Origin of the sequence: Mammaliicoccus sp. Dog046, from assembly GCF_034039665.1 — a bacterium.
Taxonomy (GTDB): Bacteria; Bacillota; Bacilli; order Staphylococcales; family Staphylococcaceae; genus Mammaliicoccus.
Genome location: NZ_CP120131.1, coordinates 413662 through 428982, shown reverse-complemented (window position 1 = coordinate 428982; position 15321 = coordinate 413662). Strand labels below are relative to the sequence as shown.

Sequence of the window (15321 nt, the reverse complement as noted above, 5' to 3'; positions counted from 1 at the left end):
ATCGCACGATATCTCGACTTTTACTGCATCACCAAATTTAAAAATAAAAAGCGAGGACAACATTTGAATATGTTGTCCTCGCTTTTTTATTATAAGTATAGTTCAAGCACTTAATGACCTTGAATTATTGTAATTCTTTACCACTTTGTGATGAACTTTCTTCATTTGAAGAACTATTTTTTTGTTCGTATTCTTTTTTACTCATTACGTCATCAACATGCATATTTACTTCAACAACTTCAAGACCAGTCATATGTTTAACTTGTTCTTTAACTAAGTCTGCAACTTTTTTGAAGATTTTTGGTGCTGATTCACCGTATTCTAAGATAACTTTTAAATCAACTGCAGCTTGTTTTTCTCCAACTTCTACAGTAACACCTTGTGTTACACTGTTTCCTGATGTAAAACGATCAGTGAAACTTGAAGCAAAGCCGCCTTTCATATCAAGAATACCCCTTACTTCTCTTGCAGCAATACCAGCAATTTTTTCTACTACTTCATCTGAGAAAGATAATGTATTTGAGAATTGTTGCTCTTGTGATTGTTGCTGTTGTTGTGCTTCACGTGCTTGTTCGTTAACTCCCGTTTGCTCGTTGTAACTATTCTTTGCTTTGTTGTTATCTACGTTTGCCATGATAAATTCTCTCCCTTGATTTATAAATTTTTACCGTTTTGTTTATTAATTATTACAGTTTAACTTATCCTATTGAGGAAATTAAGAAACTGTTGAGTACAGTCTTTAACATACCCTAACCCTACACCTATTAAACATAGCACGAGGATTAATACCGTCTTCCAAAATCCAATTGTTAGGAACAATACTGCTAAAATTAACATTGCTATAAAACCAATGATTCTCCATTTATATTCTTTAATGAAATTTATCAGTTGATTCGGATCTTGATTTTCATTAGTCATAATCGGAACCTCCTATCTCGTGTCTTATAAAACTCTTGTATCACTTGTTTTTTGATCTCTTACATTGATTTCAATATTTTTTACAGGTATTTCCGAAAAATGTTCAACATTTTGTTTAATATCTGTCTTAATACGATCTGTTAACGTTTGAATGCCACCTGTCTCCGAAACAACGAAGAAATCTGCTTTCACTGTGACATAAGAATTCTTTTTCTTATTGTACAATTTAGCGATAACATTCGGTTGACGTACTTCATCGTACTTTTGAATTGTGCGATATATACACTTCTCAACTGAATTTCTTGTAATATAAATGTGACCATCCTCATAATCACGATGTAAGCCTGGTTTCTTATGTGTCGGTTTAAATGTTGCAAAGAACATTAACAAACCAAAGAATATTAATACGCCTGCACAAGCAATCAACGCTGGTTCAAACCAATTATATGATAATAATTGTTGTTGATACTTCTTGATTTCGCTAATATCCAAATACATAAAAAGAAGCGTGCCTACTACTACTATTATGAATAAGCCTAGGAAAAAATTCTTTAATCTCCTCACTGGCAACTGCACCTCCTATGTAAACTCTCTTGATATAATCACCTATACCCATAAAGTTATTCTAAAAAACCTATTCTATTAAATATTTATTTTGTTTTGTATGAAATTCAAAATTTCTTCCATTTTTGCATAACATTTGTAATAAAATTAATTGATTACTTAAAATTTGATTGTATTATTTTAGACTAATCAATATAATAACAATCATATATCGCGATTTTATTTTAAAGTTCGTTAAGGGAAGGGATTTAATGATGATAATAAATAAAATAATTAACAACAATGTTGTGAGCGTATTGCATAATAACCAAGAAAGTGTCGTTATGGGAAAAGGGATTGGATTTCAAAAACAAGATGGGGACCTTGTCGAAGAATCAAAAATTGATAAAATCTTTACTTTAAGCAATCAAGAAATTTCAGATCGCTTCAAAAAGTTATTAATTGAAGTACCGATTGAAATCGTTGAAATTGCTGAACAAATTATTTCTATAGCCAAAAACGACTACCAAAAAACACTCAATGACACTGTATATGTTGCTTTCACAGATCATATTAACTTTGCGATAGAACGTCAAAGAAACAATCAGCCTATTAAAAATGGCTTGATTTGGGAAATTAAGAAATTCTATCCGACAGAATATGAAATTGGGCTCAAAGCACTTTCCATCATTGAAACACAACTTAATATTTCATTACCGATTGATGAAGCTGGGTTCATCGCCATTCATATTATTAATGCTGAAAATAATCAACTGTCATCTTTTGATCAAGTTACAGAAACAGTTCGAAACATTCTTAGTTTAGTGAAATATCATTTTAGAATTAGTTTTGATGAAGATAGCTTAACTTTTTATCGATTTGTAACACATTTAAAATTTTTCGCTCAACGCATTCATACCGCTTCTTCTTTATACAACGAAGATCATTCGCTTTATGAAATTGTGAAAGAAAAATATCCTAGCATATATAAATGCGTCTTTAAAATAGAAACTTATTTACTTAAAAAATATGATTATCATATTACAAAAGAAGAAAAGCTCTACTTAATGATTCATATCCAACGTTTAATAAACAAAAATGAAAGCGTTGACAAAAAATAATAATGTGCTATATTTTAAAAGAGAAAACAAAATATAAATTAATATTTTAGAATTGTGACTGTTCAATCAGGCAAGACCTAAAACATTAATAGACATTTCAAAGGGGTAACTTTGTCTATTTATGTTTTAGGTCTTTTTTGTTTTTTTAAATCATAGAAAAGAGTGTGAGAATATGACTCAAGAATATCAAGATTTTGCTAAAGATATACTCCAGCACATTGGCGGTAAGGATAACGTTAAGAATTTAACACATTGTATGACACGACTTCGCTTTGTATTAAAAGATGAATCCATTGCCAATGATGAAGCGATTAAAGAACTTAAAGGTGTTATGGGCTTACGTAAACAAGGTGGCCAATATCAAATTATTGTTGGTAATAACGTTGCAGCAACATACAAAGAACTTATGAAACTCGGCATTAGTGGTGGCGCAAAGAGCAATGAACCTATCACGAAACAAAAATTAACCGTCAAACAAGTTGGTGTTAACATTTTAGATGCCATCATTGGAACAATGTCGCCACTTATTCCAGCGATTATTGGTGGTTCAATGATTAAATTACTTGCTATGCTGCTTAATATGACAGGTCTTCTATCTCTAGAGAGTTCAACATACAATATATTAAATACAATTGGTGATGCACCCTTCTTCTTCCTGCCGTTACTTGTAGCTGTATCAGCAGCTAGAAAATTTGGTTCCAATGTATTCTTAGCCATGGCTGTTGCTGGTGTACTTGTCCATCCTGTATTTATGGAAATTATGGAGAAAGCCGCTGAAGGTAAAGCGACAACATTCGTATATATTCCTTTATTATCCGTAAAATATACGTATACCATCATTCCATCTATTGTACTGACTTGGTTACTTAAATACATTGAAGATTGGGTAGACAAAATCACACCAATCGTTACGAAAAACTTCTTAAAACCGATGCTTATTTTATTAATTGCTGCACCTATCGCAATTGTTATCGTTGGTCCATTAGGCATACTGATCGGTACTGGTATTTCACAATTAGTATTCTTAGTCCATGATCAACTTGGTTTCCTTGCAGTAGCAATCGTTGGCGCACTTTGGCCATTACTTGTTATGACTGGTATGCATAGAGTATTCACACCTACCATCGTTCAAACAATTGCTGAAACTGGCAAAGAAGGTATGGTTATGCCATCTGAAATTGGAGCTAACCTTTCATTAGGTGGTGTGTCACTAGCAGTTGCATTTAAAACAAAAAATAGAGAACTCAGACAAACCGCACTTGCAGCAGCATCATCTGCAATCATTGCTGGTATTACAGAACCTGCACTTTATGGTGTAGCAATTCGCCTAAAACGTCCGATGATTGCTTCAGTGATTACTGGTTTCGTTGCCGGTGCTGTAGCTGGACTCGCTGGTTTAGCCAGTCACTCAATGGCTGCACCTGGGTTATTTACAAGTGTTCAGTTTATAGATAAAGACAACCCAATGAGTATTGTGTGGATTATTGTCGTTATGGTTATTTCAATCGCCTTATCATTCTTCCTTACATTAATCTTTGGCTTTGAAGATATTCCTGTAGAATCAGATGAACGTACTGAAGAACAATTAGACGAAGATCATATATTTGTACACTCACCTGTTACAGGTCATATTACTCCTATTCAAGACGTTCAAGATGATGTATTCAGTAAAGAAATCATTGGAAAAAGCGTAGCCATTGAACCGAATGGCGAACAGATTTATGCACCAATCACTGGTACCGTAACTGCTGTATTCCCTACTAAACATGCTTATGGTATTACAGGCGACAACGGTATTGAAGTACTTATTCATGTTGGTATTGATACAGTTAAATTAGATGGTGTCCCATTCTCATCAACAATAGAACAAGGTAATCATGTTACTAAAGGCGATGTACTTGGAACATTTGATTTAGAACAAATTATTGCAGAAGGTTATGATCCAACAACCATTCTTGTCATTACAAATAGTGATGAATTCGATAGTATAACACCTATTGAAATTGATGAAGTACGTGAACACACACCAATCATAGGAGCGATTAAATAATGACAAACCAAACTTTTCCTAAAGATTTTCTTTGGGGAGGCGCAATTGCCGCAAACCAAGCTGAAGGTGCATGGAACATTGGCGGACGAGGTTTAAGTAATATAGACCTCTTGCCACATGGTCCAATGAGACAAAAAATAAAATTAGGACAAGTACCCAATCCACAACATATAGATGGTGAATATTATCCAAGTCATTCTGGCATTGATTTTTACCATAAATATAAAGAGGACATTGCTTTACTTGCTGAATTAGGTATAAAAATTTTTAGAACTTCAATTTCATGGTCACGCATTTATCCTAATGGTGACGACCAAGAACCGAATCAAGAAGGTATAGATTTTTATCATGATTTATTTAAAGAATGTAGAAAGCATGGTATGGAAATCCTCGTTACATTAGCACACTTTGATATTCCAATGGGGATTGTCCGCAAAAATGGTGGTTGGAGAAACCGCCAAACAATTGAGCATTTCACAACATTTGCCGAAACTTGCTTTAAATCATTTAGCGAAGACGTTAAATATTGGATCACATTTAACGAAATTAACATTGTGCTTCATAGCCCATTTTCTGGTGCAGGATTATCCTTCTCGGAGGATGAAGATAAAGAACAAATACTTTATCAAGCTGCACATCATATGTTAGTCGCAAGTGCAAAAGTAGTCGAATTAGGTCACCGTATCGCACCTCATATTCAAATTGGTTGTATGATTGCTGGAGGTAGTTTTTATCCATATAGTTGTAATCCTGAAGATGTATGGAAATCTATGAATGATGAACGTAAGAATACATTTTTCGTAGATGTTCAAGCAAAAGGTAAATATCCATACTATATGAAGAAATTCTTTGAAGAAAAAGGGATAAACATTGATATGGAACAAGATTCAGAAGTACTTAAACATACAGTAGATTTTGTTGCTTTTAGCTACTATGCTTCCCGTACATCAGTAGCAGACATTGAAACAGTTGAGAAGAACGAAGGTAACGTCGTTGTATCGGCGAAAAACCCTTATCTTGAAACGAGTCAATGGGGATGGACAATCGATCCTTTAGGTCTCAGAATCACTATGAATCAAATTTATGAAAGATTTGAAAAGCCATTATTCGTTGTAGAAAACGGACTTGGCGCTAGAGATGTGATCAATGAAGATGGCACAATTAATGATCCATATCGTATTGATTATATGCAACAACATATGAAGACAATGCTTGATGGTATTAACGATGGCGTTCCACTTATTGGATATATCAGTTGGGGTATCATCGATCTCGTTTCCGCTTCTACAGGCGAAATGAGCAAAAGATACGGCATGATTTATGTAGATAAAGACGACCAAGGTAAAGGAAGTCTAAAACGTATCAAAAAAGATTCGTTCTATTGGTATCAAAATATCATAAAAGGTAGCGAGACAGAAATCTAATTTATAAAAAAGATTTCGTAGTCATCCTTGCCGTGGAGATACTAAAAGCTGCTGAGACATTACAATATGTCCCAGCAGCTCTTTTAAATTTATATGTGGTTTGATTTTTGCATCAAGTATAAGAAGTATGGCGCACCTACAATAGCAACAATAATACCGGCTGGTAGCCCATTTGGATATAATACGATTTTTCCTATTGTATCTGCAAGTACTAACATGATAGCTCCGATTAATACTGCAATAGGTAAGTATAATTGGTGTCTAGGACCAACAATACTACGGGCAATGTGAGGACCCATTAAACCGACAAACCCTATTCCACCTGCTACAGATACTGCAGCTGATGATAATAGCACTGCGAGACTCACTAAAATGATTCGTTCTTTATTGCTTCGTATACCAAATGAAACAGATACTTGCTCATTTGTACTTAACATATTTAATACATTCGCTTTATAGAATAAGAATGGCATTACAATTAATAACCAAGGTAAACATGCAAAGACAAACGGCCATTCGTCTCCCCAAATATTACCGGCTAACCATTTTGAAATAAACTCCATTTGATCCTGGTCAAATGTAGACATAACCGTTATAGACAATCCACTTAAAGCTGTGGATATACCTACACCAATCAATACCATTCTGACAGGATTAATGCCTTCACCCTTTTTATAACTGAATAAAAAGATTACTGCAGCAGTAAGCATTCCACCTAACATACTGATTAGTGGCAATACATAAACAAAGTCTCCTGCTTTTACTGTTCCTATAACGATGAACAATGTAATCATAAAACCGCTTCCGGCATTGATTCCTAAAATACCTGGTTCAGCAAGTGGATTCTTTGTAATACTTTGTAAAATGGCACCACTTAGCGCTAAACTTGCGCCTGCTAATATCGTAATCAACATTCTCGGCATTCTAAAATCAAACAGTATCATTGTATCTAACGTATTACCAAAACCAAATAACGTCTTGAGATATTGTATTGGTGACATATTAAATTCACCCGTTGTCATCGCAAAACCTATGGAAGCAATGAGCACTATAACTAATATAATTAATGTAATACGTTGTTTTTTTATTATTTTTGGATGTATCATAAGATTTTACCATCCTTTCTAACGAGATAAAGAAAGAACGGTACACCTATAATTGAAATCATTGCTCCAATTGGTGCCTCTCCCAATATTCTTGCTATCATATCTGCAAACAATAATGCAAGCCCGCCTAATAGCGCAGATAATGGAATGACACGTTTGTAATCTGTTCCTATGAGAAATCTTGCTATATGCGGTATCATCAAACCAACAAATGCGATTTGACCAACGATTGATACTGCGATACCTGCCAATATCATCGTCGCTATTAAACTTATATATCTCACTATCGTACTATTTTGACCTAAACTTTTAGAAAGCGTATCTCCTAAGCTTAAAATTGTTAATTGTCTACTTAATAAAATTAAAACGATTAATACTACCAATATGATTGGCGTTGAAATCATCAATTGTTTCCAATTCGTACCACTTACACCACCAACACTCCAAAAAGTTAAAGTCTGGTTTAATTTAAAAATTAATGCTATGCCTTGACTGACAGCTGTAAGCATTGCTGAAACTGCTGCACCTGCAAGAACGAGTCTCATTGGACTAAATCCACCCATTTTGGATGAACCGACAACCATCACAAGTGTACCCCCAACTGCCGCTCCAATAAATCCTGCAACCATTAACGTAAAGTACCCTGCATGAGGAATCATTGCTAACGTTAATGCCAACATCATACTTGCACCTGAATTCAATCCTAACAACCCAGGATCAGCCAAACCATTTCGCGTCACACCTTGCATAACTGCACCTGATACAGCAAGAGCCATACCTACAATTACTGCACCCAATTCTCTTGGAATACGAATTTCTCTTAATATATTATGTTCATCCAGTTGTGGATTGTAATTAAAGATGGCATCATAGACCGTCTTAATAGACGTTGTATTTGCTCCAAATACAAATGACAGAATTAAAACAGTTACAAGTAAAATCACTGTAACTGTTAAAATAATAGGATAACGTCGTTCCTTTAATGTTTTATTATGTGTCATCATGTTGCCTTCCTATAACTTTGTATAATGTTTACAAAGTAAATTATATGTCACTAACATTGGTTTACCAGTTCGTGGATCTGTTGAAAGTTCAGCATCTATATTAAATACTTGCTCTAAAATATCATTTGTCAATACGGCTTCTGTTTCTCCTTGCGCAATGATATTACCATCTTTCATTGCAATTAAATGGTCTGAGAAACGAATCGCTTGGTTGATATCATGTAATACCATAATAATTGTACAACCTTGTTCTCTATTTAATTCTTGAACTAACTCTAATATTTCTAATTGATGAGAAATATCCAAGTATGTCGTAGGTTCATCTAAAAATATAATATCTGTTTTTTGTGCTAACGCCATAGCAATCCAAACACGTTGCCTTTGACCACCACTTAAATCATTAATTGATCTATATTTAAATTCATGTGTACCTGTAACATTTAAAGCCCATTCTATTTCTTCTTTATCATGTTTAGAAAGTCTTCCGAATCCCTTTTGATGTGGGAATCTTCCATAAGAAACAAGTTCACCGACAGTTAATCCATCAGCAACATCTGGAGATTGAGGTAATATAGCAATCTTCTTAGCAATTTCTTTTGTTGATGTTGAATGGAGGTTCTTGCCGTCTAATATCACTTCACCTGTTTGAACATTTAAAATTCTGCTTAACGCTTTAAGTAAAGTTGACTTACCACAACCATTTGGCCCGATAATTGAAGTTACTTTACCATCAGGTATTTCTAAATTCAAATCATTCACTATCAATTTCTCGCCATAACCAATTGAAATGGCTTCTCCCGTTAAACGATTCATAAAGAACCCTCTTTCTCTTTAAATTCAATCTATATTATTACCGTTCGTTTATTTGTATATTTTTGTAAATGATAATCATTATCATCATTCGTACTTATGTATTATATCACTTTATTGGACCTATTTCTATCATTTACAGAATTATTTCACGTCCTCGACACTTTTATAATCTAAGATTTTGTATGTGCATGCGCGTAAAAAAATGCCGACAAAGCATTTAACTTTGTCGACACCTATATTAGAACAATATGTTCTATCCTTATTTCCCTTTATTATTCATCTACTAAAAATCCATTTCCGAGTACATCTCTTACATCATGGACCACGACAAATGCATTTTCATCGAATTTTCTAATCATACGTTTGGTTCTAGATAGTTGCGTTTTAGCAATCACTACATATAAAACATCAGTATCTTTTTTAGAATAATATCCTCGACCATTTAAAATTGTACAACCACGACCGATTTGTTCGTCGATCATTTTAGCAATTTGATCTGGGTTTTGTGAAATAATCGTAACAGCCTTTTTAGGATTCAGACCTTCAATTACGAAGTCCATTACTTTTGTACCTACATATAATGATATCACTGTAAGTAACGCTTTTTCTAAAGGCATAACTGTTAAAGAAAACATGACAACGATAAGGTCGAAGAATAGAAGTGCATATGATGTATTAACATCTAAATACTTGTGAGCTATTCTTGCAAGTATCGTTGTTCCGGCCGTTGTTCCGCCAGATAGTACAATTAAACCAATGCCTAAACCAACCATGAAGCCACCAAATATTGTATTAATCAATATTTCATTTGAATGAACAACCCATGTGTCAGTTAATCCTAGAAATGCAGAAATTGCGATAACTGCAATAATTGTATAAATGGTACTTCTCTTACTTAAGAATTTATACCCTAGTGTAATTAATACAGCATTTAAAATAAATGTGGACCATGCTGGAGAAATATCAAATGCATACAGTAGAATTAATGATACCCCTGTTACGCCACCTTCACCTAAATTAGCTGAAATGATGAAGGCATTGACGCCAACTGCAAATATAAAAGATCCTACTAATATTAGAATCATATCTCTTAATAATCTATTCTTCATGACCTTACCTCCTTATTCGTTTTCAGCAGACATATAGATACTACCATAATCATACAATCCCCTCAACATGCCTTTTACTAACTAAATATTCTGATGATTCGTAAGAAAAAGTCATCTAACGGGATTGTTTTTCAGAACTATCTCGTTAGATTTTTTAACGTGATTGTTTCCCAGAACTATCTCGTTAGAGCGTTACTTTCTCACTTTTTGTAGTTAATTTAGACTTCTGAGTGGCCTATATGACCGCTAACGAGATTGTTTTTGTTTTCTATCTCGTTAGGATTTCTAACAGGATTGTTTCTCAGAACTATCTCGTTAGCGATACCTAATGTTGCATGTCGACCTCCACTTGCAATGTTCAACGCTCCAATGTTGCATGTCGACCTCCACTTGCAATGTTCAGCATTTTTTAGCGCTGACTCCCGCGGAAGCATGCAAAAAAATGCCGACAATGTATTTAACTTTGTCGACATTAAGAAGTCTGGAGCATGTGCTACTCCAGACTTCTCATCGTTATATTTTTTTATTTATTAAAATTCACTTTCAAAAGGAGCTTGAATATCTTTTAAAACATTTACAGAATGATCGAACAATCCTTTTTCTTCTTCATTTAATGGCATTTCGATAATTTCTCTTATACCTGCTCTATTAATTAATGCTGGTACACCGATATAAACACCTTCATTACCATATTCTCCTTCAAGATATGCAGACACTGTTAATACAACATCTTGGTTATTTAATATCGCTTTAGTAATGCGCATTAATCCCATAGCCACACCATAGTAAGTTGCACCTTTAGCTTCTATAATGTCATATGCTGCATCACGTGTTTGAACGAAGATTTCTTCAATTTTATGTTTACGTGATTCATCATTTTCTATAATTTGTCTTAATGGTTTACCTGCAATATTCGCATGTGACCATACTGGTAATTCTGAATCCCCGTGTTCACCAATGATATTTGCGTGCACACTTTGTGGTGCAACATCAAATTCTTCACTTAATAAATATCTAAATCTTGCTGTATCAAGAATTGTACCTGATCCAATGACACGTTCTTTTGGTAAACCTGAGAATTTCATTGTTGCATAAGTTAATACGTCAACTGGGTTTGTTGCGATTAAGAAGATACCATCAAATCCAGATTTCATAATTTCATCAACAATTGATTTGAAGATTTTCATATTTTTAGATACTAAATCTAATCTTGTTTCACCTGGTTTTTGCGCAGCCCCCGCACAAATAACGACTAAATCTGCATCTTCGCAATCTTGATATTCGCCAGCTTTTACCTTAATTGGAGATGGACCGTACACAGTACCATGATTTAAATCCATTACATCTCCAATTGCTTTCTTCTTATCTAAGTCTATAATGACAAATTCATCACAAATACCTTGGTTAATCACTGAGAATGCATAACTTGATCCTACTGCTCCGTTACCTACTAATACGACTTTTTTACCTTTAAATTGATTCATTATAAACGCTCCTTTTTATGATTAAATTAATTGAGTTAAAATAAATGTCCAAATACATATGAATATTAAGAATCCAATACTATACTTTAATGTCATTTTCAGTAGTTCTGATTCTTTACCAACTTCACCAACTGCCGCTGTTGCAATTGCGATAGATTGTGGTGAAATTAATTTAGCTGCGACACCACCTGCTGTATTTGCTGCGACAAGCAATGGTGCACTTGTTCCAATTTGGCCAGCAACTGTAGCTTGTATTGGTGCAAACAATGTGTTGTTGTTAACAACTGATCCCGTCATGAATACACCGATCCAACCAAGTACAGGTGATAGAAGTGGAAATACATTACCAGCTTTAGCAATACCTTGACCCATAGCACCAGTTAATCCACCATAAGTTGTGACTTTAGCAATCGCTAAAATGAAACATATAGTTAAAATTGGTAACCATAATTCTTTAATTGTTAAACCTAATAATTTTAAAGCTTCACTAAATTTAAAATGCTTAGAAATTAATATTGTTATTAAAATTGAGATAAGAATTGCAGTACCTGTTGCACTGAAAATATCTATCTTCAATGTAATTAATTTATTTGTTATTTCATTGACTGTGCCTGGTATACTTATATTCCAAACAAGTGATGATAACGCGCCACCTTCAGCAAATAATTGTTTGAAGAATGGTGCACTCCAAATCATGACGAAGATTGTTAAAATATAGAATGGACTCCATGCATATAAAATCGTCTTAACGGAATGTTTTTTAGGTTGGATGACCGTTTCATCCGTAACTCTGTATATATTTTTTGGTTGATAATATTTTGAGAATACTGCTATTGCAACCATTGATAATAATGGTGGAATAATATCAGCAAGTTCTGGACCTTGGAAATATGTGATCAAGAACTGTAAAGATGTATACGTTGTACTCACAACAAGAATCATTGGTAGAATTTCTTTAACACCTTTAAAACCATCTAAAATTAAAATTAATAAGAACGGAATAGCAAAGTTCATAATTGGTAAAGTTAATGTTGAAATTTGAGAGACTTGTAATGCTGTAACATCACCATGTAGCGCTAAATTATCTACGATGCCGACCGGTATACCAATTGCTCCAAACGCACCAGCTGCACCATTAGCGACTAAACAAAGCATCGCTGCTTGTAATGGTCTAAAACCAATTTGAATAAGTAACACACTACATATTGCAATCGGAACACCAAATCCAGCTGCACCTTCTAAAAATGCATTAAAACTAAATCCGATTAATAAAAGTTGGATACGATGATCCTGCGAGATTCCAGAAATACTATCTTGTATAATACTGAATTGGCCAGTACCATTTGACACTTTATATAGCCATACAGCCATGACAATAATATAACCAATAGGTAATATACCTTGGAAAAACCCTTCTGTAATTGCACCAACTGAAACCCTTCCCGGCAAATCAAAAATAAATGACGCAATCAATAAAGTTACTACAAGCGTAGTCATCGAAGCATAAATACCTTTCATTTTAAAAACTGTTAAACAAAGTAAAAATAATATAATAGGTATACTTGCAACAATTGCAGATAACATAACATTGTCAAAAGGGTTAATATTATTTAATAACACTATGAACAACTTCTTTCTTTTTTTATTTTTTCAGATGCGCATCTTTTTTCTTTTGTGATGTTTTTCACAATGTAAATATAACACCATCAAATCGCCAGGTCAATAGCTTCAAGCTATTTTTTGTGAAAAAAATCACATTTATTTTTTCTCTTATTTTGACGATTTTATTAAAATATTGTTATATCAATATTGGTTACGCTTACAAAAAAGCTAGGACAAAATGTCCTAGCTTCAAATTTTTATTCAGTTAAACTTTGTGTATTAACGAAATGTCTATATTTTTCATGTTGTTGAAGTAATTCGCTATGTGTACCTGCACCTGTTATTTCTCCATTGTCTAGGAAGATAATCTGACTTGCTTTCTTAATTGTCGCAAGTCTATGGGCGATCACTATTGTCGTTCTGTCTTTCATCAATTCATTCAGTGCTTGTTGTATATAAAATTCACTTTCACTATCAAGATTAGCGGTAGCTTCATCTAACAATAAGATGTCTGGATTTTTAATAAAGCTTCTTGCAATATCTATTCTTTGTCTTTGACCTCCAGATAGCTTCGTACCTCTTTCGCCTATCTCAGTATCAAAACCATTCGGAAATGACTTGATGAAGTCATAACATCTTGCCAACTTAGTATAATGGATTAATGTTTCATCGCTTACAGTTTCATTTATACCATATGTGAGATTATCTCTAATCGTTCCTGACATCATTGCATTTGATTGCATCACATATCCTATCGTTTGTCTCCAATGTTTTAAAGATATGTCATTGATTGATTGTTCTCCATACAAAATAACACCTTGTTGTATTGGATATAATCGTTCAATTAAACTAAAGATCGTACTTTTCCCTGAACCAGAAGGACCAACAATTGCGGTTACTTCCCCTGAACGTATAGTCAGTGATAAATCTTTAATGACACGTTCTTCTTCATAACCAAAAGAAACGTGATCAAAAAGAATATCATGATTATTTTTATCAGGACGATTTGTTTCATCACCTTGATGTTCCACTTCTTCATGATATATTTCATATATTCGTTCACTCGCACCGACAGTCTTTTTATAATCTGTTAAAAACATTGAAAAGCTTACTATCGGTCCTGAAAGTTGAATCACATAAAATATCATCGCAACTAATGTACCTGCAGTAATCGCACCACTTGATACTCTAATACCTCCGAAACCTAATATAATTGCTACAGTTAACATCATAATAATTCCTGACAGTGGCGAAATGATTGCTCTTATCTTTGCTTCTCTCAGACCTAAATCATAAATACTAAATAATGTAGTTCTTGTTTTTTCTAATTCTTTTTCTTCAGATGTTGTGACTTTAACAAGACGCATTTCAGTCAACACTCGTCCTAATATCCCACTGAAATTCGCAATTTCGGTTTGGGTTTCTTTTGATATTTTCCCCATTCTCCGGCCGAGCGGTATCATTATACCTATAAAAATCGGCAAAATAATAAATGTAATTAATGTCATCTGCCAATCTAATATGAATAACATGATAATTGAGCCTAACATTGTTAAAAATGATGGTAAAACACTTGGCGCTTTCTCTGAAATAAATGTGTTAATCACATTTGTATCATCTGTAATACGACTCATTAATTGACCACTTTCATTCTTATCAAAGAAGTTCATGTTCAAATTAATTAAATGGCGCCATAACTTTTCTCGAATCGAAAAGATGGTTTTCTCTCCTATTTTGCTTAACAAATAGGTCCCTATCCCACTCAAGATCGCATTTGCTAAAAAAATACCTAAAAATAACCACACCATGGTTAAATCTAAGTTTTCAGCATTAAATGTGTCCACCAATTTCCCGGTAAACAGTGGTACAAGCAAGCCACTTAAACTACCTAATATAGATAAAAACATCGCCATAAAGACCATTCTTTTTGGCCAATCTACCTTATTAAGTAAAAATAGTAACGGATTTTCCTTTTTCATATTAACGACCTCTTATATAAATTGATGAATATATTTTTATTTTACAGTAAAATATAAGCTATCTACCAATTAAAACTACAAAACTTCACAAAAAGTTAATATAGATTTGTTATATTGGTACACGGATGTTATTTAATATATGTTAAACTGGTATAGTTAATTTTAAAA

Annotated in this window: 13 protein-coding genes; 3 read left to right on the top strand and 10 right to left on the bottom strand. The window is 33.6% G+C overall.

The genetic code is table 11. From position 1 onward, the window contains the following. Positions 1–124 precede the first annotated feature (124 nt). Genes P3U32_RS02000 through amaP form a run of 3 tightly spaced genes read right to left on the bottom strand, consistent with a single transcriptional unit; the run spans position 125 to position 1482 of the window. A complete protein-coding gene (locus P3U32_RS02000) occupies positions 125–634 on the bottom strand; it encodes an Asp23/Gls24 family envelope stress response protein (RefSeq protein ID WP_323703941.1) in 510 nt (169 codons plus the stop codon). Positions 635–693: 59 nt separating this feature from the next. Beyond that, positions 694–921 (bottom strand): DUF2273 domain-containing protein, encoded by a 228-nt coding sequence (locus tag P3U32_RS01995; protein WP_416361241.1) that lies wholly within the window; start codon positions 919–921, stop codon positions 694–696. A 21-nt stretch (positions 922–942) separates the two neighbouring features. Next, positions 943–1482, bottom strand: coding sequence for an alkaline shock response membrane anchor protein AmaP (gene amaP, locus P3U32_RS01990; RefSeq protein WP_323703938.1), 540 nt, complete (start codon positions 1480–1482; stop codon positions 943–945). A gap of 254 nt (positions 1483–1736) precedes the next feature. Between amaP and licT the strand changes: the two genes are divergently transcribed. From licT to ascB, 3 genes are all read left to right on the top strand, one after another. Beyond that, complete coding sequence (licT, locus tag P3U32_RS01985; protein WP_323704828.1) at positions 1737–2582, top strand: BglG family transcription antiterminator LicT; 846 nt, start codon at positions 1737–1739, stop codon at positions 2580–2582. 172 nt (positions 2583–2754) lie between these two features. Further along, positions 2755–4632, top strand: coding sequence for a PTS cellobiose/arbutin/salicin transporter subunit IIBC (gene ascF, locus P3U32_RS01980; protein ID WP_323703937.1), 1878 nt, complete (start codon positions 2755–2757; stop codon positions 4630–4632). Beyond that, on the top strand, positions 4632–6056 hold the full coding sequence (ascB, locus tag P3U32_RS01975; protein WP_323703936.1) for a 6-phospho-beta-glucosidase: 1425 nt from the start codon (positions 4632–4634) through the stop codon (positions 6054–6056). The genes ascF and ascB overlap by 1 nt, the downstream gene beginning before the upstream one ends. Positions 6057–6145: 89 nt before the next feature. On the opposite strand, the gene P3U32_RS01970 is transcribed toward ascB, so the two are convergent. From P3U32_RS01970 to P3U32_RS01940, 7 genes are all read right to left on the bottom strand, one after another. Beyond that, complete coding sequence (locus tag P3U32_RS01970; protein WP_323703935.1) at positions 6146–7162, bottom strand: FecCD family ABC transporter permease; 1017 nt, start codon at positions 7160–7162, stop codon at positions 6146–6148. Next, positions 7159–8163 (bottom strand): FecCD family ABC transporter permease, encoded by a 1005-nt coding sequence (locus tag P3U32_RS01965; RefSeq protein ID WP_323703934.1) that lies wholly within the window; start codon positions 8161–8163, stop codon positions 7159–7161. The genes P3U32_RS01970 and P3U32_RS01965 overlap by 4 nt, the downstream gene beginning before the upstream one ends. A 12-nt stretch (positions 8164–8175) precedes the next feature. Beyond that, positions 8176–8979 carry an ABC transporter ATP-binding protein gene (locus P3U32_RS01960; protein ID WP_323703933.1) on the bottom strand — a complete coding sequence of 268 codons (804 nt, stop codon included), beginning with the start codon at positions 8977–8979 and terminating at the stop codon, positions 8176–8178. A gap of 272 nt (positions 8980–9251) precedes the next feature. Then, entirely contained in the window at positions 9252–10088 is an 837-nt protein-coding gene (locus P3U32_RS01955; protein WP_323703932.1) for a YitT family protein, read from the bottom strand. 530 nt (positions 10089–10618) lie between these two features. Continuing rightward, positions 10619–11572 carry an L-lactate dehydrogenase gene (locus tag P3U32_RS01950; RefSeq protein WP_323703931.1) on the bottom strand — a complete coding sequence of 318 codons (954 nt, stop codon included), beginning with the start codon at positions 11570–11572 and terminating at the stop codon, positions 10619–10621. Between the two features lie 21 nt (positions 11573–11593). Next, entirely contained in the window at positions 11594–13192 is a 1599-nt protein-coding gene (locus P3U32_RS01945) for an L-lactate permease (protein WP_323703930.1), read from the bottom strand. Between the two features lie 239 nt (positions 13193–13431). Further along, a complete protein-coding gene (locus tag P3U32_RS01940) occupies positions 13432–15153 on the bottom strand; it encodes an ABC transporter ATP-binding protein (protein WP_323703929.1) in 1722 nt (573 codons plus the stop codon). Positions 15154–15321 lie beyond the last annotated feature (168 nt).